This window comes from Streptomyces rapamycinicus NRRL 5491, assembly GCF_024298965.1.
GTDB lineage: Bacteria > Actinomycetota > Actinomycetes > Streptomycetales > Streptomycetaceae > Streptomyces > Streptomyces rapamycinicus.
In genome coordinates, this window is record NZ_CP085193.1 from 3,640,755 (window position 1) to 3,662,294 (window position 21,540).

At 74.2% G+C, this 21,540-nt stretch carries 19 protein-coding genes; 6 read left to right on the forward strand and 13 right to left on the reverse strand.

The genetic code is table 11. The features are described 5' to 3' along the window. Positions 1-4 precede the first annotated feature (4 nt). The 5 genes from LIV37_RS14650 (at position 5) to LIV37_RS14670 (ending at position 4,351) form a co-directional block, all read left to right on the forward strand. A complete protein-coding gene (locus LIV37_RS14650; protein ID WP_020867908.1) occupies positions 5-814 on the forward strand; it encodes a hypothetical protein in 810 nt (269 codons plus the stop codon). 30 nt (positions 815-844) lie between these two features. Beyond that, the gene (locus tag LIV37_RS14655; RefSeq protein WP_020867909.1) at positions 845-1,477 is read left to right on the forward strand and encodes a bifunctional 4-hydroxy-2-oxoglutarate aldolase/2-dehydro-3-deoxy-phosphogluconate aldolase; all 633 of its coding nucleotides are present in this window, start codon (positions 845-847) and stop codon (positions 1,475-1,477) included. Beyond that, positions 1,474-2,373, forward strand: coding sequence for an SMP-30/gluconolactonase/LRE family protein (locus LIV37_RS14660; protein ID WP_020867910.1), 900 nt, complete (start codon positions 1,474-1,476; stop codon positions 2,371-2,373). Before LIV37_RS14655 ends, LIV37_RS14660 begins: the two co-directional genes overlap by 4 nt. Before the next feature lie 248 nt (positions 2,374-2,621). Beyond that, a complete protein-coding gene (locus LIV37_RS14665) occupies positions 2,622-3,650 on the forward strand; it encodes a sugar kinase (protein ID WP_020867911.1) in 1,029 nt (342 codons plus the stop codon). A 266-nt stretch (positions 3,651-3,916) separates the two neighbouring features. Further along, positions 3,917-4,351 (forward strand): ATP-binding protein, encoded by a 435-nt coding sequence (locus LIV37_RS14670; RefSeq protein ID WP_020867912.1) that lies wholly within the window; start codon positions 3,917-3,919, stop codon positions 4,349-4,351. 37 nt (positions 4,352-4,388) lie between these two features. Here the strand turns inward: LIV37_RS14670 and argF are convergent, their stop codons facing one another. The 13 genes from argF to LIV37_RS14735 all read right to left on the reverse strand — a co-directional run bounded on the left by argF (position 4,389) and on the right by LIV37_RS14735 (position 20,555). Then, positions 4,389-5,393, reverse strand: a complete 1,005-nt coding sequence (gene argF / locus LIV37_RS14675; protein ID WP_020867913.1) for an ornithine carbamoyltransferase — start codon at positions 5,391-5,393, stop codon at positions 4,389-4,391. Between the two features lie 236 nt (positions 5,394-5,629). Continuing rightward, positions 5,630-6,859: an arginine deiminase gene (locus tag LIV37_RS14680; protein ID WP_020867914.1), complete on the reverse strand. Its 1,230-nt coding sequence runs from the start codon at positions 6,857-6,859 to the stop codon at positions 5,630-5,632. A gap of 480 nt (positions 6,860-7,339) precedes the next feature. After that, positions 7,340-8,146: a hypothetical protein gene (locus LIV37_RS14685; RefSeq protein WP_121825467.1), complete on the reverse strand. Its 807-nt coding sequence runs from the start codon at positions 8,144-8,146 to the stop codon at positions 7,340-7,342. An 11-nt stretch (positions 8,147-8,157) separates the two neighbouring features. Next, complete coding sequence (locus tag LIV37_RS14690; RefSeq protein WP_020867916.1) at positions 8,158-10,266, reverse strand: hypothetical protein; 2,109 nt, start codon at positions 10,264-10,266, stop codon at positions 8,158-8,160. A 403-nt stretch (positions 10,267-10,669) separates the two neighbouring features. Further along, on the reverse strand, positions 10,670-11,389 hold the full coding sequence (locus LIV37_RS14695; protein WP_020867917.1) for a Crp/Fnr family transcriptional regulator: 720 nt from the start codon (positions 11,387-11,389) through the stop codon (positions 10,670-10,672). Between the two features lie 86 nt (positions 11,390-11,475). Further along, positions 11,476-11,838 (reverse strand): hypothetical protein, encoded by a 363-nt coding sequence (locus LIV37_RS14700; RefSeq protein WP_020867918.1) that lies wholly within the window; start codon positions 11,836-11,838, stop codon positions 11,476-11,478. A gap of 35 nt (positions 11,839-11,873) precedes the next feature. Next, positions 11,874-14,492 carry a polynucleotide kinase-phosphatase gene (locus LIV37_RS14705; RefSeq protein WP_020867919.1) on the reverse strand — a complete coding sequence of 873 codons (2,619 nt, stop codon included), beginning with the start codon at positions 14,490-14,492 and terminating at the stop codon, positions 11,874-11,876. Then, complete coding sequence (locus LIV37_RS14710) at positions 14,489-16,051, reverse strand: 3' terminal RNA ribose 2'-O-methyltransferase Hen1 (RefSeq protein WP_121825466.1); 1,563 nt, start codon at positions 16,049-16,051, stop codon at positions 14,489-14,491. The genes LIV37_RS14705 and LIV37_RS14710 overlap by 4 nt, the downstream gene beginning before the upstream one ends. A gap of 314 nt (positions 16,052-16,365) precedes the next feature. After that, positions 16,366-17,307 (reverse strand): homocysteine S-methyltransferase, encoded by a 942-nt coding sequence (gene mmuM / locus LIV37_RS14715; RefSeq protein ID WP_020867921.1) that lies wholly within the window; start codon positions 17,305-17,307, stop codon positions 16,366-16,368. 23 nt (positions 17,308-17,330) lie between these two features. Continuing rightward, a complete protein-coding gene (locus LIV37_RS14720) occupies positions 17,331-18,254 on the reverse strand; it encodes an LLM class F420-dependent oxidoreductase (RefSeq protein ID WP_020867922.1) in 924 nt (307 codons plus the stop codon). 18 nt (positions 18,255-18,272) lie between these two features. Further along, entirely contained in the window at positions 18,273-18,758 is a 486-nt protein-coding gene (locus LIV37_RS14725; protein ID WP_020867923.1) for a DUF6099 family protein, read from the reverse strand. 293 nt (positions 18,759-19,051) lie between these two features. Then, entirely contained in the window at positions 19,052-19,414 is a 363-nt protein-coding gene (locus LIV37_RS14730) for a nucleotide pyrophosphohydrolase (RefSeq protein WP_121825465.1), read from the reverse strand. Further along, positions 19,398-20,555, reverse strand: a complete 1,158-nt coding sequence (locus LIV37_RS14735) for an AAA family ATPase (protein ID WP_121826036.1) — start codon at positions 20,553-20,555, stop codon at positions 19,398-19,400. Before LIV37_RS14735 ends, LIV37_RS14730 begins: the two co-directional genes overlap by 17 nt. A gap of 146 nt (positions 20,556-20,701) precedes the next feature. On the opposite strand from LIV37_RS14735, the gene LIV37_RS14740 reads away from it, so the two are divergent. Further along, positions 20,702-21,226, forward strand: coding sequence for a hypothetical protein (locus LIV37_RS14740; RefSeq protein WP_020867926.1), 525 nt, complete (start codon positions 20,702-20,704; stop codon positions 21,224-21,226). The last annotated feature ends 314 nt before the right edge of the window (positions 21,227-21,540 follow it).

Genomic DNA, 21,540 nt, shown 5'->3' on the forward strand with positions numbered 1-21,540 from the left:
CGGCGTGCTGGAGATCGTCACCGACCCGGCGCACGGCGGCCGCTGGACCTCGCTCCGCGCGGACGGACACGAATGGCTGTGGCACCGCCCGGCGCCGGAGCGGGAGCGGGTGTCGCCCGGGGACGCCTTCGTGGACGCGGGCGGCCTGGAGGAGTGCGTCCCCACCGTCCGCGGCACCCCCGACCACGGCGACGCCTGGTCGCGCCCGTGGCGGCGCGAGGGGGACGCGGACACCGTGCGCTGCGACCGGTTCGCGCTGACGCGCGCGATCCGCGGTACGGCCGACGGCGCCGAGGCCGACTACGTCCTCCGCGCCGATCCGGGCTTCCGCTTCATCTGGGCCGCCCACGCCCTGCTCGACCTGACCCCGCGCGCGACCCTGCGGCTGCGCGAGGGGGCGAGCGCCCGGCTCTTCCCGGAGGCCGCGCCGCTGCTGGACCGGCCCTGGCCGGCCGGGGCGCCGTGGGTGGAAGGCGACTGGCCCGCGCCGCTGGGCCCGGCCCTCGACCGGTTCGGACCGGACGACGGCACCGCGGTCGGCGCGGTCGTGGACACCCCGCGCGCATGCGTCCACGACGGCGCGCGGTGCCTGGCCCTCGCGCTCGAGGCCGACGGACAGCCGCTGTCCGTCGCCGTGTGGCGCAACCTCGGCGGCTTCCCCGCCGAGCACCCGTACCGCAGCACAGGGGTCGAGCCGATGCTCGGCCGCGCCTTCGACCTCGCCGACGCGGGTCCCGGCGACGCCGCGCTGGTCCCCGCCTCGGGCGAGGTCCGCTGGCGGCTCACGCTCACCGCGACCTGCCACTGCCCCTGAACCCGCCCCACGCCATGAGGAGTTCCGTCCGTGGACCTGCGAGCCGCCCTGGCCGCCCATCGGCTGGTCGCCATCGTGCGCGGCAGCGACCCCGAGGCCGCGCTGCGCACCGTACTGACCCTGGCCGATGAAGGCATCGAACTGATCGAGGTGTCGCTGACCGGCGAGGACGCCCTGACCGTCATCGAGCGGGCCCGCGAGGCCCTCGGCCCCGGCCGTCCGCTCGGCGCGGGCACCGTGCTCACCGCCGACGACGCCCGCGCCGTCCACCGGGCGGGCGCCGACTTCGCCGTCACCCCCGGTCTGGGCGAGGGGATGTCCACCGCGCGCGAACTGGGCCTCCCGGTGCTGGCCGGGGTCATGACGCCGACCGAGGTCATCGCGGCACGCGCGCTCGGCGCCGAGGGGCTGAAGATCTTCCCGGCCGCCCAGGCGGGCGGACCCGGCTATCTCAAGGCGCTGCGGGGGCCCTTCCCGCACGAGGTGTTCGTACCGGTCGGCGGCGTCGACGAGGCCGCGGCCCGCGCCTACCTCGCCGCCGGGGCGACCGCGGTCGGCATCGGCTCGCCCCTCGTCGGCGACGCCGCCGACGGCGGCAGCGCGGACGCCCTGCGCGCCCGCGCCCGCGCCTTCCGCACCGCGGTCCGGGAGGCCACCCCGTGATCGAGGACCCGCGCCCCATCCGCCCCATCCACCCCACCCGCCCCGACCGGCTCGGCCTGGGCGAGGGCATCCGCTGGACCGGCGAGGCGCTGGTACTCGTCGACATCCTGGAAGGCCGTCTGCTGACGGCCCCCCAGGAGCCCACCGCGCCCCTGGAGACGCTGGCCGAGCTGCCCGTCCCGCTGGGCGCGGTGGCGCCCGTGGCGGCCCGGCCCGGCACCTGGATCGCCGCCGCGGGCACCGGAATCTGCCTGCTCGGCCCCGGCTCCGCCACCACCTGGCTGGCGCGGCCCGAGGCGGACGGTCGCCCCGCCCGGCGCATGAACGACGGAACCGCCGACCCGTCCGGCAGGTTCTGGGCGGGCAGCATGGCCTACGACGCCGACGAGGACGCGGGCTCCCTCTACCGGGTGGACCACGACGGCACGGTGGTGCGGGTGCTGGCGGACATCACCGTTCCGAACGGGCCCGCGTTCACCGCCGACGGACGCGCCATGTATCTGGCCGACAGCGCCCGCGGTCTCGTCCGCCGTTACCCGGTCGACCCGGCGGATGGCACGCTCGGCTCGCCGACCACGTATCTCACGGTCGACGACGGCAGCCCGGACGGGATGGCCGTCGACGACGAGGGCGCGGTGTGGATGGCCGTCTGGGGGACGGGGACGGTACGCCGTCACCTGCCGGACGGCACGCTGGAACGCACCGTGCGGCTGCCCGCGAGCCAGCCCGCCGGGGTGTGTCTCCAGGGCGACGTACTGCACATCACGACGGCCACGGTGGGCCTCACGGCACCGGGCCCGTACGACGGCGCCCTGTTCTCGGTCCGGGTGGCAGTGCCGGGGCCACCGGCGGCGGAGTACCGCCCGGCGGCCGGGCCGATCGGGGGCCCGGTATGAACGGGCCGCATGCCGCGGGCGCCGGCCGAGCGCGCCCACCCGCGCCGAGCGCGGTGGCCGGTGACGGTGAGATGGCGCGGGCGGCCGTGTCACGGTCTGGCGATGGAGCGGCACGTCCGGCCGCGCCGAATACGGTGACCGGTGGCGACGAAGCAGCGCATGCGGTCACGTCAACGTCTGGCGATGAGACGGCGCGTCCGGCCCCGCCGGGTGCGGTGTGCGGTGGCGGTGGGGCGGCACGGGGGGCCGTGTCGCGGGCGGGCGCCGGGCGGCCGGTCGCCGGCGGCGAGGCATCGCCGACCGCCGCGTCCTGGCCTCCCGCCGACGGCACCGTGGTCTGCGTCGGCGAGACGATGGCCGCGCTCGCCCCCGAACCGCCCGCGTCCCTGGACACCGGCGAGAGCCTGCGGCTGTCCGTGGCGGGCGCGGAGTCCAACGTGGCGATGTACCTCGCTGACCTGGGCGTGTCCGCCGTCTGGCTATCGGCCCTCGGCGACGACCCGTTCGGCCGACGGGTGCGTACCGCCGTCGCCGCCGCGAACGTCGACGTCTCGGGCGTACGGTCCGACCCGCACCGGCCGACCGGCCTGCTGGTGAAGGACCCCGGCCCCACGGGCACCCGCGTCCACTACTACCGGCGCGGGTCGGCGGCCTCGGCGCTGGGACCCGAGCTCCTGGACGATCCACGACTCGGGTCGGCGGCGCTCGTGCACCTCACGGGCGTGACACCCGCGCTCTCCCCGTCCTGCGGCGCCCTGGTGGAACGGGCGCTCGCGACCCCTCCGGCCGACCGGACCCACGCCATCAGCTTCGACGTCAACCACCGCCCCGCGCTGTGGCCGGACGGCACGGCCGCCACGGTCCTGCGCGCCCTGGCCGACCGCGCCGACATCGTCTTCGTCGGCCTCGACGAGGCACAGCACCTGTGGGGCGCGGACCTCGACGCGGGCGGCGTACGCGAGCTGCTGCCGCGTCCGCGTCTGCTCGTCGTCAAGGACGGCGGGCGGGCGGCGACCGCCTTCGGCGACGGGCCGGAGGTCACGGTGCCGGCCCCGCGCGCGGAGGTGGTGGAGCCGGTCGGCGCCGGGGACGCCTTCGCCGCCGGTTTCCTGGCCGGGCTGCTGCGCGGCGGGGCGCTGACCTCGGCGCTGCGACTCGGCCACATCACGGCCGGGTCCGCGCTCAGGGTGACCGGGGATCACGGCCCGCTGCCGGACGCCGCCACGGTCGAGCGGCTGCTCGGGCTCACCGAACGGGCGTGGGCGGCGCGCGCCTGAAGCCCTCGCTGGAGCCGTCCCTGGAACCCTCACTTGAGCCGTCGCGGAAGCCCTCACCGAAGCCGCCGCTGAAGCCGTCACGCGCCGCGTGCGGAGCCTCTCGCCGGACTACCTACGCCGCCCATTTGCCTCGTATGGCGTGAATGCGCCTTTCAGTCCCTAGGTCCCGCCAAGTGTGGCCCACAGCCCCTTCCGGAACTATCGTCCGCTTCATACCGTCAAGGGCTGCGCTACTCCGCTTCACGCCGACCGACTGGACGCCTTCCGTGCCCGATCCCTCCCACGCCGCCACCTGGCGCTTCGCCCTGCCGCACACGACGGCCGCCGTACCGCTGGCGCGTGCGCTGATCCGGAACACCCTGGCCGACATCGGGGCGCCCGTGGACGGCGACACGGCGGAGCTGCTGACGGCCGAGCTGGTGGCCAACGCGGTGCGGCACACGACCGGCGACGAGCCGATAGAGCTGGTGGTGGAGCTGGTGCCGACCGGGGGCTGGCAGGTCGAGGTGCACGACCAGGACCCGAATCCGCCCGGCGGGCTGGACTCGCTGGGGCGCCCCGAGGGGCCCAGGAGACCCGAAGGCCTCGCCGAGGGCGGACGCGGTCTGCTGCTGATCCGGACCCTCAGCGCCGACGCGGGCTACCGGCCGACCCCCTACGGCAAGGCCGTCTGGTTCGTCCTCCCGCCCACGGAGGACTGAGCGCCGCCCACCGGCGGCCGAGGGCCGCCGTCGAGCGCTACCGGGCGCCGAGCGTCGCGACCAGCACCGCCTTGATCGTGTGCATCCGGTTCTCCGCCTCGTCGAAGACGACGGAGTGCTCGGACTCGAAGACCTCGTCGGTGACCTCGAGCTCGGTCAGTCCGTGCCGCTCGTGGATCTCCCGGCCGACGTCGGTGCCCAGGTCGTGGAAGGCCGGCAGGCAGTGCAGGAACTTCACGGCGTCGTTGCCCGTGGCGCGCAGTACATCCATCGTCACCGCGTACGGCCCGAGCAGCGCTATCCGCTCGTCCCAGACCTCCTTGGGCTCGCCCATGGACACCCACACATCGGTGGCGACGAAGTCCGCGCCGCGCACGCCCTCCTCGACGTTCTCGGTGAGCGAGATCCGGGCGCCGGAGGCGGTGGCGAGCTGTCGCGCCAGCTCCACGATGGTGTTGTCGGGCCACAGCAGACTGGGCGCCACGATGCGGACGTCCATGCCCAGCAGGGCGCCGGTGACGAGGTAGGAGTTGCCCATGTTGTACCGGGCGTCACCGAGGTAGGCGTAGGCGACCTGATCCAGCGGCTTGTCGCTGTGCTCGGTCATGGTCAGCACATCGGCGAGCATCTGGGTGGGGTGCCACTCGTCGGTGAGGCCGTTGTAGACGGGCACCCCGGCGTGGGCGGCGAGCTCCTCGACGACGCCCTGGCCGTGGCCCCGGTACTCGATCGCGTCGTACATCCGGCCGAGCACCCGCGCCGTGTCCTTGACCGACTCCTTGTGACCGATCTGCGAGCCGACCGGATCGAGATAGGTCGTGGAGGCGCCCTGGTCGGCGGCCGCGACCTCGAAGGCGCAGCGGGTACGGGTGGAGGTCTTCTCGAAGACCAGGGCGATGTTCTTGCCCCGCAGCCGTCGCTCCTCGGTGCCCGCGCGCTTGGCCGCCTTCAGCTCGGCGGCGAGCTCGATCAGGCGGCGGAACTCGTCGGCGGTGAAGTCCAGCTCCTTGAGGAAGTGGCGGCCGGTGAGGTCAATCGCCATAAGGGTGGCTCCTAGGTCACGGCGAACACGTGGCGGATCAGCGGCTACGGCGGGGTGCCGCGGCCCGGAACCATGGAAGCATATACGACGCTCTGCATATATGCGGAGACGGGTAGGTGAATCCCGACCCTACGGCCCGAAGGTGAACCCTGGCCCCACGACTTGAGGGTGAATGCTGGCCCTGCGGCTCAAGGCGAAACTTCGGCCCTACGACTCGAGGCGAAACTTCGGCGGCCCTACGGCTCCACCGGGTCCCGCTCGACCGGGCAGCTCATGCACCGCGGCCCGCCCCGGCCCCTGCCCAGCTCGCTGCCCGGGATGTCGATGACCTCGATCCCGCACTTGCGCAGATAGGTGTTGGTCGTCGCGTTCCGCTCGTAGGCGACCACCACGCCCGGCTCGACCGCGAGCACGTTGCAGCCGTCGTCCCACTGCTCGCGCTCGGCGGCGTGGACATCCTGGGTCGCGGTGAGCACGCGGATGGAGTCCAGGCCGAGGGCCGCGGCTATCGCGCGGTGCATATGCTCCGGCGGATGGTCGGTGACCTTGAGTTCCTGGCTGCCCGCGCCCGGCTCGATGGTGTACGAGCGGAGCATCCCCAGCCCCGCGTACTGGGTGAAGGTGTCCCCGTCCACCATGGTCATCACGGTGTCCAGGTGCATGAAGGCCCGCCCCTTGGGCATGTCGAGCGCCACGATCGTCCGGGCCGAACCGGCCTCGAAGAGCCGGTGGGCGATCATCTCCACCGCCTGCGGGGTGGTCCGCTCGCTCATCCCGATCAGCACCGCGCCCTTGCCGAGCACCAGCACATCGCCGCCCTCGATGGTGGAGGGGTACGCGGCCTGGCCCTCCGACCAGACGTGGAAGTCCTCCTTCGCGAAGAGCGGGTGATGGCGGTAGACGGCCTCGTAGTGCACCGTCTCGTGCCAGCGGGCGGGCCAGCGCATCGCGTTGATCGACACCCCGTCGTACACCCACGCCGAGGCGTCCCGGGTGAAGAGGTGGTTCGGCAGCGGATTGACCAGGAAGTCATCGGGTTCCATGGCGTGGAAGCGGACGGAGATCGGCTCCGGGTACCGCTGCAGATACTCCCGCTTGGTCATGCCGCCGATCAGCGCCTCGGTCAGCTCCGGAGCGGTCAGCTCGTCGAAGGCGGCACGCAGATGATCGGTGGCCAGCGGCCCGTACTCCTTCTCGTCGAAGACCCGGTCCAGCACCAGCGCCCGCGCGTCCGGCAGGGTCAGGCTCTCGGTGAGCAGGTCCCCGAAGAGATGCACCTCGACCCCGCGGTCCCGCAGCACATCGGCGAAGCCGTCGTGCTCCTGGCGGGCACGGCGCACCCACAGGACGTCGTCGAAGAGCAGGGCGTCCTTGTTGGTGGGTGTGAGCCGCTTGAGCTCCAGGTCGGGGCGGTGCAGTATGACGCGGCGCAGCCGCCCGGCCTCGGAGTCGACATGGAATCCCATGACCCCATCTTCGCCGCTCACGGCCCATTGTGAACGCTCCGCGCCACGGAACTCTCGATCTCCCGCGCGAGCCGCCACCGGCGGAGTGGTGGGGAAACGCGCGCGCCGCGCGGGAACCGCCACCGTGGTCCGCCACGGGCGGTGAGCGGGTGCCGGTCGGTCCCCGTTGGCCCCGCCCCGGGGCGGGAAGCTGCCAGGGGTCCGGTGAGCCGGGCGGCGAGGATGCGCGCGCCGCGCGGGAGGCGCACGCGGCCCGCCGCGGGCGGGAAGCAGGCGTCTTCCGGTCGCCCACCATGGTTCCCCCGCGAGAGCGGGAGACCGCCGACAGCCCGGTGCGCCGGGCGGCGGGAACACGCGCGCCGGACGGGAAGCGCCGTCGCGGCCCGCCGGCCGGCCCCGGCAGAGGGCGGGACCCGCGTCGGCCCCGGCAGAGGGCGGGGTCCGGGTCCGCGTCGGCGGGGGCCGGTCTACGTCGGGCGGTCAGCCGGCCGCGAGCACCACGATCAGCACCAGCGCCACCGCGATGAACCCCAGCAGGGCGGAGACCCACAGCTGGCCGGGCTTCAGATCGATCCGGCTGCCGTCGTCGGCGCCCCCGCGCCGCCAACGCCGCCGCGCCGTGCGCCGGGCGGCGCGGGCCGCCGCCTCCCGGTGCTCCCGGGATTCCTCGGCCACGCCACCGAACAGCGCCTTCCAGCCCTTCTCGCCGAACCCGGTGCTCTGCCGGGTGCCGACGATCCGGCGCACCACCTCGCGGCCCGCGCCGTCCCCGGCCGTCCACAGGCCGGGCAGGACGCAGGCCATCAGCTCCGGCACGGCGCCGCGCCGCGCGTACGGGCGGACCAGCCCCTCGTACAGCATCAGCGCGTTGCGCACCCGCAGCCTGCGGTCGGGGTCCGGGGCCGGGCCGCCCGCGCCGCCCGGGGCGCGGTGCGGCGGGTCGAGATAGAGCTGGGCGAGCAGCACCTTCTCGCAGACCGCGTCCGCCAGCTCCGGGCCGCGCTCGGGCGCGCGGCGCACCAGCTCGACCACGACGCGGGTGGCCCGCTCGGCGGGCAGCCCCTCGTCGAGCGCGCTCAGCAGCAGGCCGTCGTCGGCCTCCCGCAGCGCCGCGGACAGGGCGTCCCCGCCGTGGCGCAGCGCCTCGCGCAGCGCCCGCGCCCCGGTGACCGAGATCCGGCGCGCCCCCGCGCTCGCCGGCCTCTCGTGGGCGTGGTCGTGGGTGGCCTCGTTTGTGGTCTCGTTCGTGGTCTCCGTGCCCGTCGGGTCATCTGTCTCTTTCACCATCGACGTTCTCCTCACAGTGCCTCCAGCACCTCCCGTATCCGCGTGGCCGCCCCGGCGTCGAGCGGCTCGTCGCCGTCCTGCGCCAGCCGGGGCAGGAAGTCGCACAACACGGCCAGCTGCCGCTCGTCCCCCGCCGCCCGCCGGATCCAGCCGACCAGCGCGTCCTCGGCCGCCCCGGCCGATCTGGCCCAGGTCAGCGCGGCCCGGAGCAGCTCGGCCAGCCGTGGCCCGTACTCCGGATGGGCCGCGAGCAGCGCCGTGGCCAGCGGCCAGGCGGCGTACGGCTCCAGCTCGGGCACCTCGCCCAGCCCCCACAGATGCGAGGTGCGGGTGGTGACCGCGCGCAACGTCGCGAGCAGCGCCAGGTCCCGGCGGGCCCGCCGGGTGTCGCGCAGCCAGTGGGTGAGCGCGACCAGTACGGTCTCCGGCTCGGCTCCGGCCAGCAGCCGCACCACGCTGTGGGAGGTGGTGCGGCCGTTGTCGGCGCGGGCGAGCCGGCCGAGTTCCTCCAGGGACGCCGCGACCGAGCCCGCCGCCAGCCCGTAGCCGTGGGCGAGCGCGGCGGTCTCGCGCTCCCCCTCGTCGTCGCCGCGCGCCCATGCGTGCAGCAGCCCGTTCACGGCGGGGCGCACATCCGGGGCGCGGGATGCCTCGGCGAGCGCGGTGGCCGCGGCCATCCGCCGCACCGGGCTGTCGGTGCGGGCCAGCGGCAGCGCCAGCTCGACCAGGCCGTAGAGGTAGTCGCGGGCGCACAGCACGCCCGCCGCGACCGCCGCGCGCACCCACACCTGGGGGCGCGGGTCGTCGCACAGCCCGCGCAGCCAACGGGCCATCGGGCCGCGGAGGTTGTGGTGGGCGTCCCAGGACTCGTGGAGTACGGCGGGCGCCAGCCGCCGCCCCTCGAACCACACCGCGCGCACGGGCACCGAGGCGTCCCCGAGGTCCTCCACCCCCTCGCCGTGGACCGCGCGCGCCGTGGCGAGGCAGGCCCCGGGGCGGGCGGAGAACAGCGGGCGGCCGGGCGCGTACTGCGGATCGAGCGTGACGGCCAGTTCCCAGGCCAGCAGCTCGGCGGCCTCCGCCGTGACACTGTGCGCGGAGCCGTCGAATACGGCGAGCGCGATCCGCAGCGCGGCGGCGCGCAGCGCGGGCAGCGCGGCGGGCAGGGTGCCGGGGTGCCCGGCCTCCAGGAACCACTCCCGGGCCTGGTGCGGGGCGAACGACCGGCAGTGCTCCAGCAGTCGCTCGTCGGACAGCCTGCCCTCGGCGTGCGCGGCCAGATGCCCGGCCAGCCGGGCGGCCTCGCCGGGCCGTGGCTCGTCCAGGCCGAGCGCCTCGGTCAGCTCGGGGCGCCGGGCGGTGGCGCGGGCCGTCTCCAGCAGTCCGGCGGGGCGGTCGGCGAGCAGTTCGGTGAGATGGCGGTCGAGGACGTCGGCGGCGGCCGGGGGACGGTACGCCATGGCGTGGCGGCGGCCGCGCAGCAGCCGGTCGGCGACCGGACCGCCCGCGACCAGCACCACGCAGAACGCCTCGTGTTCGGCGAAGTGGGCGCGCAGCCGGTCCAGCAGGGGCTCGGCCATGGATTCGCACGTGGATTCGGCCGTGGATTCGGCCTGGCCGGCGGGGAGTTCGAGGAGATAGCCGTGGCCTCGCTCGATCTTCTCCACGCCCTTCGCCACGCCGGACGCCCCGTCCGGGCCGGCGTATCCGAGCCGGGAGACCCCGCCGCCGGTCAGTTCGGCCAGCTCGGCGAGGAGGGCGAGCCCGGTCCAGACGCGGCCGGTGCCGGGTTCGCCGCACAGCGCCACCAGGTGGGTACGGCGCAGATGGTCGCGCATCGCGGCGTGCCCGGGGGCGGCCCGGTGGAGCCGGCGCAGCCGGGCCAGCTCCTCGCGCGGCACCGGGCCTTCGGGCAGGGGGTACGGTGCCGGATCGGCGCACAGCCGGGCGGGGCCGTAGGCGATGTGCAGATGGGCGCGGGCCTCGCGCGCCGCACGGGCGCCGCCCGGCTGGCCCGCCCCGTCCAGCGGGTCGCCCTGGGGGATGTCCAGCCGTCGTCCCCGCGACTGTGCCGGGGCGCTCGCCTCTTCCGGTGTGCTCAGGTCTTCCGGTGCGCTCATCGCCCGCCGTCCTTCATGCCGTGGCCCCCGTCTCGCGATGTGGTGGTGACGGGGTGCCGGTCAATGCCGGAAGCGGGCGGCGGGGCTCGTCCCCCTGCCCACCCCGCCGCCCTTCTCCGGTGCGGGGCGCTCGGGCCTTGTCCGGCAGACCGTCACCGGACAGCGGCCGGGCCGTGCGCACCCCCGTCGCTCACGGTCCCGCGCCCTGTGCCAACTCCAGGGTCGCCGGGGGACGGCGGGACGGCTGTAGCCGTTTACACAGTCGCGTCAAAACGCGGGGGAGCGCGCGCCCGCGCTCAATCGCGGTTGCTCGCTCAATCGCGGACGCGAGCTCAATCGCGGGGACGCGCTCAATCGCGGAGACGCGCTCAATCGCGGAGACGGCTCAGTCGCGGTTGCTCGCTCAATCGCGGGGGCGCGCCGGGATCTGCTCCCCCGTCGCACGGCCCTCGGCCAGCAGCCGCAGCAGTCCGATGTCCATCACCTCGAACCGGCGCGAGGCGGTCCGGACCACGCCCTGGCCGCGCAGCAGCCGCAGCGCCTTGGCGACGGCCTCCCGGGTCGAGCCCACGGCGGCCGCGATGTCGTGCTGGGGCATCTGGAGATCGATGGTGATGGTGCCGTCGGCGCCGGAGAGGCCGGTGCGCTCGGCGAGTTCGACGAGCCGGGCCGCCAGCCGCTGCAGCACCTTCTCGGAGGCGAGTGACCGCCGCTCCCCGTCGGAGCTGCGCAGCCGGGAGCTGAACTGACGCATGATCAGTACGGTCGCGACGGGACGCGCGGCCAGATACGCCCGGAACCGGTCGCCGGAGACCGCCACCGCCTCCATCCGGCCGAGCGCGGTGACGGTGGCGCTGCGCGAGCCGTGGTCCACCGCGGCCTGGTCGCCCACGACCTCGCCCGCCCCGCGCAGCGCCAGGATCAGCCGCACCCCGCGCTCGGTCTCCACCGAGACGGTGGCCCAGCCGAAGGTGATCGCCACGACGAAGGTCGTACGGTCGTGCTCGCGCAGCACGACCTCGCCGGGGGCGTAGGCGCGGGGGGTGCCGAGGGCGAGCAGCGCGCGGCGGTCCTCGGCGGGGAGCGCGTGCAGGAAGGGCCGTCCGTCCTCGAAGAGGCTCATCCGCCCTCCCCGCTCAGCTCGTCGTCGTCATTGCCTGCGGAGAATCCAGGGACCGCTCAGCACGCTAGGCAGGTGGCACGGGCACGTCAATGGTGCCGTATCGGGTCCGTGCCGGATCCACGGCTCTCACCGGGGTCGGCACCCATCTCCCCGTTCTCGGTACGAACGCGTGTGCGCAAGGCCGCGCCCGCGACGGCCGCGAATGCGGCGGTCACGGCCGTGCAGACCCACCCGGCGCGCAGCGCGTCAAGACCCGGCCGTGCGACGCCACCGGTGATCACGACCAGCGCCGCGACGCCCAGGGCCGAGCCGCCCTGCCGGGACATCATCAGCACCCCCGAGCCGAGGGAGAGCTGACGGGCCGGAAGCAGTCCGGCGGCCGCGAACATCACCGGCTGGTAGAGCCCCGCCCCGAGCCCGGTGAGCACCAGGCCGGGCATGAACCCCACGGCGTAGTGCGCACCGTCGCCGCCCGCGAGGCCGGCTACAACCGTGGGTCCACCGGCTCCGACTCCAGTGCGAGCACCGCGAAGACCGCCTCGTGGACGCGCCACAGGGGCTCGCCCTCCGCAAGCCGGTCCAGGGCCTCCAGGCCGAGCGCGTACTCGCGCAGGGCGAGTGAGCGCTTGTGGCCCAGGTGGCGCTCCCGCAGCCGGGCGAGGTTCTCCGGGCGGGTGTACTCCGGGCCGTAGATGATGCGCAGATACTCGCGGCCCCGGCACTTCACGCCCGGCTGGACCAGCCGGCCGTCGCCCTTGCGGACGAAGCCCTGGAGCGGCTTGACCACCATGCCCTCGCCGCCCGCGGCCGTCAGGTCCAGCCACCACCGGACCCCTTCGGCGACCGACGCCTCGTCCTCGGTGTCGACGACCAGCCGACGGGTGGGGGTCAGCAGCCGGGCGCCGTCGGCGGCCGGCTTCTCCGCCTCGATCATCCGGTCGATCAGGGCGAGCTGCTGATCGTGCGGAAGCGCGGTGGCGAGGTTGCGGCCCTGGACGGCCAGGATCTGGAACGGCGCCATCCGGATGCCGTCCAACCCGTCGACCGGCCAGCAGTAGCGCCGATAGGCGTCGGTGAACGCGGCCGCGTCCGACGCCCGGTCACGCTGCTTGGCGAGCAGCGCGGATACCTCGACACCGCGCGCCTCCGCGCCCTCCAACGCCGCGAGGACGCCGGGGAAGACGGCGCGCGAGGCGGCGCCCACCGCCGCGTACTGGTGGCGCAGCAGCCCCTCCGCCTTGAGCGACCACGGCATCAACTCGGCGTCCAGCAGCAGCCAGTCGGTGTCCAGCTCCTGCCACAGCCCGGCGCGGTCGAGACAGTCGCCCAGCCCGCGCAGCACGGTCTCCGTGAGCTGGGCGTCGTCGAAGAACGGCCGTCCGGTACGGGTGTGGATCGCGCCGGAGACGCCGTCCGGCGTGCCGAAGCGCTCCCGCGCGATGTCCGCGTCACGGCACACCAGCGCCACCGCACGCGAGCCCATGTGCTTCTCCTCACAGATCACCTGGCGCACCCCGTCCGCGCGGTAGGCGGCGAACGCCTCCGCGGGGTGCTCGAGGAAGCCGCCGTCGGCGGCTCCGCCGCCGGTGCCCTCCCTGGAGGTGGCGGTCGGCGCCATGGTGGGCGGGAGATAGCCGAGCAGCCGGGGGTCGACCGCGAAACGGCTCATGACCTCCAGCGCCGCCGCCGCGTTCTCCTCCTTGACCGCGATCCGGCCCATGTGGCGGGTCTCGACGATCCGGCGGCCCCGCACATCGCCCAGGTCGAGCGGGCGCCCGTCGGCGCCTCCGGGGGCCTCGGTGGTGAGCGGTTTGACCGGTTCGTACCAGACCCGCTCGGCCGGAACGTCCACCAGTTCGCGCTCCGGCCAGCGCAGCCCGGTCATCCGGCCGCCGAAGACACATCCGGTGTCCAGGCAGATGGTGTTGTTGAGCCAGGAGGCGCGAGGGGTGGGGGTGTGGCCGTAGACGACGGCGGCGCGGCCGCGGTAGTCCTCGGCCCACGGATAGCGAACGGGCAGGCCGAACTCATCGGTCTCCCCCGTCGTCTCCCCGTACAGCGCGTGCGAGCGGACCCGGCCGGAGGTGCGGCCGTGGTACTTCTCGGGCAGCCCGGCGTGGCACACCACCAGCGCCCCGCCGTCCAGTACGTAGTGGCTGACCAGCGACTCGATGAAGTCCCGCACCCGGTCGACGAAGGCCGGGTCCGCACGGTGCTCCCGGTCCAGCTGCTCCACGGTCTCGGCGAGGCCATGGGTGACCCGGACCTTGCGGCCCTTGAGGTAGCGGGCGAGCTTGTTCTCGTGGTTGCCGGGCACGCACAGGGCCGCGCCGGAGGCGACCATGCCCATCACCAGGCGCAGCACTCCGGGGCTGTCGGGGCCGCGGTCGACGAGGTCGCCGACGAAGACCGCCGTACGGCCCTCGGGGTGGGCGGCGTCGACCGGGCGGCCGAGGTCGTCGCGGCGCAGGGCGTAGCCCAGCTTGCCCAGCAGCGTCTCCAGCTCGGAGCGGCAGCCGTGGATGTCGCCGATGATGTCGAACGGGCCGGTGAGATGGCGCAGATCGTTGTAGCGGCGCTCGGTCGCGACCTCCACGGCCTCGACCTCCTCGGCGCCGCGCAGGACATGCACCTTGCGGAACCCCTCGCGCTCCAGGGACTTCAGCGAGCGGCGCAGCTCACGGCGCTGGCGGGGGATGACATGGTCGGGCATTCCGGCGCGGTCGGGACGCCGGGCGTTGCGCCGGGCGCACTCGCCCTCGGGGACGTCGAGGACGATCGCGACGGGCAGGACGTCGTGCTCGCGCGCGAGATTGATCAGGCTGCGGCGGGACTCGCTGCGGACGTTGGTGGCGTCGACGACGGTCAGCCGTCCGGCGGCCAGCCGCTTGCCCGCGATGTAGTGGAGCACGTCGAAGGCGTCGGGGGTGGCGCTCTGGTCGTTCTCGTCGTCGGCGACCAGGCCGCGGCAGACGTCGGAGGAGACGATCTGGGTGGGCGGGAAGTGGCGCCGGGCGAAGGTGGACTTGCCGGAGCCGGTGGTGCCGACGAGCACCACGAGGGACAGGTCGGGCACGCCGATGGTGCGCTTCTCCTCGGTCATGCTGCTGCCTCCTTCGTCGTGGCCGTCGTGGCCGTCGTGGCCGTCGTGGCCGTATCGGTCGTGTGGTCACCGCCGATACGGAAGAGCGCCAGCTGGGTGGGCGGGCCGACCTCGGGGTCCTCGGGGCCGACGGGGTGGAACTCCACCGCGTAGCCGTGCCGTTCGGCGACCTCGCCCGCCCAGGTCCGGAACTCCTCGCGCGTCCACTCGAAGCGGTGGTCGCCGTGGCGCATCCGCCCGGCGGGCAGCGTCTCCCAGCGCACGTTGTACTCCACGTTGGGCGTGGTCACCACGACGGCCTTGGGCCGTGCGGCGCCGAACACCACTTGCTCCAGGGCGGGCAGCCGGGGCGGATCCACATGCTCGATCACCTCGCTGAGCACCGCCGCGTCATATCCGGCGAGCCGGGAGTCGGTGTAGGTGAGCGCGCCCTGGGTCAGCTTCAGCCGCGCCGACTGCCGCTCGGCCGCGCCCGTGTCGAAGCCGGGGCGGTCCAGCCGCAGCCTCCGCGCCGCCTCGTTGAGCGCGCGCATCGACACATCGACGCCCACGATCTCGGTGAACCGCGCCTCCTTCAGCAACGCGCCCAGCAACTGGCCCTGGCCGCAGCCGAGATCGAGCACCCGGGCCGCGCCGACCCCGCGCAGGGCGTGGAGTATCGCCTCCCGCCGCCGGACCGCCAGTGGCACCGGCCGCTCCTCGGAACCCTCCTCGCTCTCGTCCTCCTCCATCAGCCCGGCCGCCGCCGGTTCGCCGACGGCGTTGTCGATCTCCTCCACGGCGGTGTCGTCGGCCTCGGCGAGCCGCGCCAGCTCCAGCCGCTCCAGCGCGCTGCGCGTCAGCGACCAGCGCCGGGCCAGATAGCGGTTGGTGATCAGCCGCTGCTCGGGGTGGCTCTCCAGCCAGCCCTCACCGGAGCGGAGCAGCTTGTCGACCTCGTCCGGGGCGACCCAGTAGTGCTTGGCGTCATCGAGCACGGGCAGCAGCACATACAGCTGGCGCAGGGCGTCGGCCAGCCGCGGCTCGCCCTCCAGCACCAGCCGTACGTACCGCGAGTCGCCCCATGCCGGGAACTCCTCGTCCAGCACCACCGGCTCGGCCGTCACCGCCCAGCCCAGCGGCGCGAAGAGCCGCTCGACCAGGGCCGCACCGCCGCGCGCTGGCAGCGCGGGCACCTCGATCCGCAGCGGCAGCGCCCGCTCCGGCAGCTCGGGCCGGGCCTTGCACTGGCCCCGCAGAGCGCTGGAGAAGACCGCGCTCAGCGCGACCGCCAGCAGGGAGGAGGCGGCGTACGGGCGGTCGTTGACGTACTGGGCGAGCGCGGAGTCGGGGGCGCCGCCCCGGCCCTTGCCGCGGCCCCGTCGCACCAGCGCCACGGGGTCCACTTCCAACAGCAGCGCCGCGGTGCAGCGTTCGGCGGTCGCCTCGGGGTAGAGGACATGCGCGGTGCCGTAGGAGGTCGAGAACCGCTGCGCCTTGTCGGGATGCTTGTGCAGCAGAAACCCGAGGTCGGTCGCGGGGCGCTCGGCGGTGCCGGTGGTGGTTATCGTCAAGAACACCCGTCCGAGTATCGCCTGGCGGTCCTCCCTCACCTAATGGTTTCTCACCGGGGAAGCCGCTCGGCACCTACGGGGTGCCCGGCGGATCTGTCCCCTCCCCACCCCTTCCCGGTACCAGGGGCCCCGCCCCTGGCTCCGAGTCGGGGGCGGAGCCCCACCACGCGGCGGAGCCCCATCACGCGCCGCGCCGCGCATCGATGCCGCGGGGAGGGGCGGAGCCCCAGTTGCGGGGTCGGGGGCGGAGCCCCAGTTGCGGGAAGGGGCGGGTAGGGGAAAGCAGCCCGCCGCAGGCGTCCCGCCCCGCCGGACACCTCCTAAGCGCCCCTCACCACCGCCGCCAGCTCCGCGATCCGCTCCGCGCCCACCCGGCAGCAGCCGCCGATGAGCCGCGCCCCCGCGTCCCGCCATGCCTTCACCCGCCCCGGGTCGAACGTCGCCCGGCCGCGCCAGCTCCGTGCCGTGGCATCCCACTCCTCTCCGCTGTTCGGATACACCACCACCGGCTTGCCGGTGATGTCGGCCGCGATCTCCACGGCCCGGTCCGCGTCACCCGGCGCACAGCAGTTGACGCCGACCGCGATCACCTGGTCGACCCCCGCGGCCAGGGCGAACGCGTCCCTCAGCGGCTGTCCGGCCCGGGTGGTCTCTCCCGCGATGCTGTAGGAGAGCCATACCGGCACCCCGCATCCCTCGACGGCGCTCAGCATCGCCGCGGCCTCGTCCGCGTCCGGCACCGTCTCCAGCGCCAGCGCGTCGGGACCGGCCGCGGCCAGGGCCTCGATCCTCGGCCGGTGGAACCGCGCCAACTCGGCCACGCTCAGCCCGTACCGCCCGCGGTACTCGCTGCCGTCCGCCAGCATCGCCCCGTAAGGGCCGACGGAGGCGGCGACCCACACCGGCTCCGCGCCCCGCTCATCCGCGGCCGTCCGTCCGGCGGCCGCCCGCTCGGCCCCCGCGCGCGCCAGCTCGACACTGCGCCGCAGCAGCGCCGTGGCCTCCTCGCGGCCCACGCCCCGGTGGGCGAACCCCTCGTAGGTGGCCTGATAGCTGCCCGTGATGAGCACCCGTGCGCCCGCCCGCGCGTAGGCGGTGTGGGCCGCCTCGAGCTGCCCCGGGTCGTCGGCCAGCAGCCGGGCCGACCACAGCTCGTCGGAGAGATCGCAGCCCTGTGCCTCCAGTTGGTTGGACAGACCGCCGTCGAGGACGAGCGGCCCGCGCTCCAGCGCGGCGGCCAGGGAGGTGGGGGTTACGGACATCACGGGTGCTCCTGGTGGTGCGCTCAGCCCAGCTGGGCCTGGACCTGCGAGGAAATCAGCTCCAGATGGTCGAGGTCGCTCAGGTCCAGCATCTGGAGGTAGAGCCGGGAGGCGCCCGCCTCCGCATAGCGGCCGATCTTCTCGACGACCTCGGCCGGGGAGCCCGCCAGGCCGTTCTCCTTCAGCTCCTCGACCTTCCGGCCGATCGCCGCGGCCCGCCGGGCGACCTCGGCGTCGTCCTTGCCCACGCACGCCACCAGCGCGGTGGAGTACACCAGGTCGTCGCCCTCGCGGCCGACGGCCTCGGCCGCCTCCCGCACCCGGCCGAACTGGCGCTCGCTGTCCTCGGGCGAGGCGAACGGCATATTGAACTCGTCCGCGTACCGCGCGGCCAGCCGCGGGGTGCGGGTGGCCCCCTGGCCGCCGATCAGCACCGGCACCTTGCTCTGCGCGGGCTTGGGCAGCCCCGGGGAGTCCACCAGCTGGTAGTGGGCACCGTCATGGCCGAAGGTCTCGCCGACCGGGGTCTGCCACAGCCCGGTGACGATGGCCAGCTGCTCCTCCAGCCGGGCGAACTTCTCCTTGGGGAAGGGGATCCCATAGGCCCGGTGCTCCTCCTCGAACCAGCCCGCGCCCAGGCCAAGCTCGACTCGTCCACCCGACATCTGGTCGACCTGCGCGACCTGGATCGCCAGCACACCGGGCAGCCGGAAGGTGGCGGCGGTCATCAGGGTGCCCAGCCGGATCCGCCGGGTCTCGCGGGCCAGCCCGGCCAGGGTGATCCAGGCGTCGGTGGGGCCGGGGAGGCCGTCCACGTCTCCCATGTGGAGGTAGTGGTCGGACCGGAAGAAGGCGTCGAATCCGAGGTCCTCGGTGGCCTTGGCGACGGTGAGCAGCGTGTCGTAGGTCGCCCCCTGCTGGGGCTCGGTGAAGATGCGAAGATCCATGGCACCCATCCTGCCTCGTCACGCGGCACCACCCCACTCCCCACCCCACTCGCGGAAGGTGAGGTGCCTGAGCATGCCGTGCACCCGGTCCCGGGCCTCGTCCGCCGCGTCGATCGCCTCCACGCACTGCCAGTACAGCGCCTCCTCCTCGGTATTGGAGGCGACCCCGACCAGCGCGAAGCCCGCCTCCGCCAGCAGCTCTCCCAGCGCCAGCAGCACCTCCCTCGGATCGCGCACCTCCGAGAGCTGGGCGGCCCGTAAACCGCCGCCGCGCAATGTGGGGTGGTGCAGCGCCGGGTGGAACAGGGCGCCGCGCGCTCGCCCGCCCGCCTCGCACAGACCGCGCGCCTCCGCTCGCGCGGCCGCCGGGCCACTCACCACGAAATATCCGCCGACCGCTTCGGCCAGCGCTTGAACCTGCCAGGCTTCGGCCACGATGTCGTGCACGCTCCCGGCCTTCGCCAGGGCATGCCGGGTGACACCGATCAGCCGCATCGCGTCCATTCCCCGCACCCCTCTCAACGGACTTCCGAGCCCGTCACTCCTCCACTACCCAGAGTGATGACTAACAGGCCGAAAAGCTAGGGGAATTCAGGAATCTGTTGACAACAGTTGCGGTGTGGATAACTTCTTCACTACTTAGAGTGACGAATCAGGGGGCCGGAGCCCCGCGAGTCACCGGAGATCACGGTTCACCGCCACAGCCCCCGTTCACTGCCATAGCCGCCTGTTCACCGTGAGATCACCCATTCACCGCCAAAGCCCCCGTTCGCGGTCGGCGCGCCCCTCATTCGCGGTCAGCGCGCCCCGTTCACCGGAAACCGCACCTCGTTCCGGTCGATCTTCGCGGAGAGCGCCGCGAGCGCGTCGATCCCCAGCACCTCGCAGAACTGGAGCAGATACGCCAGCACATCCGCGACCTCGTCCTCGACCCGGCCTGCCCTCCCCTCCTCCTCCATCACCCGTGCCGACTGCTCGGGCGTCAGCCACTGGAAGATCTCCACCAGCTCCGACACCTCGACGCTCAGCGCCGCCGCGAGGTTCTTGGGGGTGTGGTACTGCTGCCAGTCGCGCGCCGCCGCGAAGGCGGCCAGTCTGCGCTGCAGCGCCGCCACATCCAGGCCATCGGTTCGTCGCTCGCTCTCATCGGACTCGCTCACGCCCCAGGTTTACCACCGTGACGGGGGCGTCCCCGACCGCCCCCGTCACGTCCCCCACCGTCCCCACGAGCCGGATGTGCCCCCGTGCGCACATCCGGGCCGCCACCCCCAGGAGCTCCCGCGCCTGCCGCCGGTCCAGACACCGGTCGAAACCGTCGGCCAGCACGGTCAGCACCTGCCGCGCGGGGAGCACATCGGCCGCCGGGTCCATGGCCAGCACACCGGGCCCGGTCAGCAGCACCAGCGCGAGCGCGAGATACCGCAACTCGCCGTCGCCGAGGCGCTCCACGGGCATCGCGCCGAGCTCCCCCTGCTCGACCAGGGCCCGCACCACCCCGTCCGCGCGCCCCTCCGTGACCAGCCCCTCGACCGGCCCGGCACACCCCGCCCGGACCGCCGCGACCAGCGCCGCGTGCCGCGTACCGCACTCCCGGCTGGTCCGCCGCAGCACCGCCGCCAGGTTCTCGCAGCCGCCGCGCAGCCGCCCGTCCCTCGGCGGCGCCGGCGCCCGCATCCGGTCCGGCCGCGGATCGCAGGGGAAGACCGAGCGCAGCGCGATGACCACCTGCTCGGCGGCGGCGAGCGCGAGCCGCTGCCCCTCCGTCGTGCCCGCGACCCGCAGCGGCAGCAGCGAGGTCGCCAGCCGGTCGTCGGGCAGCGGGGCGCGGGTCACCGCGACCGCGCCCGCCGTGTGCCAGGCGGCCTGGACACAGCGCCGTCCCGGGTCGCGCAGCGCCGTCTCCAGCAGGGTCTCCCCCGCCCCCGTCATCCGCTCGCCCACGATGCGCAGTTCGGGCTCGGCCTGTACGGCGACATCGACCCGTACGGGCCCGACCGGACCGTCCACGGTGCAGCCGATCCGGAAGCCGCGCCGCCCCTGCCGGTCCGGCCGCGCCCGGCGCGGGATGTACGCGGCCGGATCGCGGAACACCTCCGCGAGCCGGGCGCCGCCCGCGAGGCGTGCGAGCGCCGCGTACGCCTCCAGCACCCCGGACTTGCCGCTGCCGCTCGGGCCGGAGATCAAGGTCAGTGGTCCCAGCCGAAACGCGGCACGGCGGTGGCTCTTGAAGGCCGACAGCCTCAACTCGGAGACGATGGGCCGCAGTTCGGTCCTTGCGGGCAGCAGCCCGGATGCGCTCATGCTCCGGAACATATCTGTGGCACATACCGCCGAACCGTTACTCCTTCCGTATCTTCCTACCATCGGGGGATAGCCGCCGTGGCCGATGATGACCAAGGGACAGCGGATGTTCGGCGCTCGAGGGATTGAGGACGGTACGGGGGCCCATGGCTGACAACACGTTCTGGATCGCGGCCCTCACCGGCGGCACCGCCGTCCTGGCCAGCTGGGTCACCAGCCGCGGCAACACCCGGGCCGCCCGGATCCAGGCGGACACCGCGGCCCTCGCCCAGCGCGCGGAACGGCTGCGCGACAGCAGGCGCACCGCGTATCTCGATCTGATCGAACAGAGCCACAGCATCGGCGAGTTGTACTGGGCGGTCGCCGCCGTCGAGCGCACCGGCACGGCGGAACGCCGCCCCGCCCTCCTGGACGAACTGGCCGAGCGCGAACGCGACGAGTACGGCAAGATGCGCCGCTGTGTGCGCGTGGTCGAGCTGGAGGGCCCGGCCGCCGCGGCCACCGCCGCGAACGCGCTGCAGAAGGCCACCGGCCCGTTCCACCGCGCGCTGGGCGCGATGCGCTCCGGCGAGCCGGAGGCGGGGCAGCGCTTTCACGCCGCGTTCAGCCCGTTCTGGCAGGCCCTCACGGACTTCGTGGACGCGGCGAAGACGGCCCTCCAGGAGGTCTAGCGGGGAGTCCGACGAGGCACGGCGGGGCGTCCTGACGAGGCGTACGGGTGTGCTGTCAGGAAGCGGACGGGCGGGACGGGGACGTGCCCGCGAGAAGCCGCCGGGCGCGGCAATTTTGTCAACTACATGTCAGTCCGGCCCACTTCACGGCCCGCCCGCACCACGGCCCCCGAAACTCGGACGGTGGCCGTCGGCCCGGGCCCGAGTGGCACCATCAGCACGGATGCTGAGACACGGACCGCCTCCCTAAACCCTTTGGCGGAGCCGCCCTCACCCCCCAGGCCGATTTCCACGAGGACACGTGGTGCGGCCCG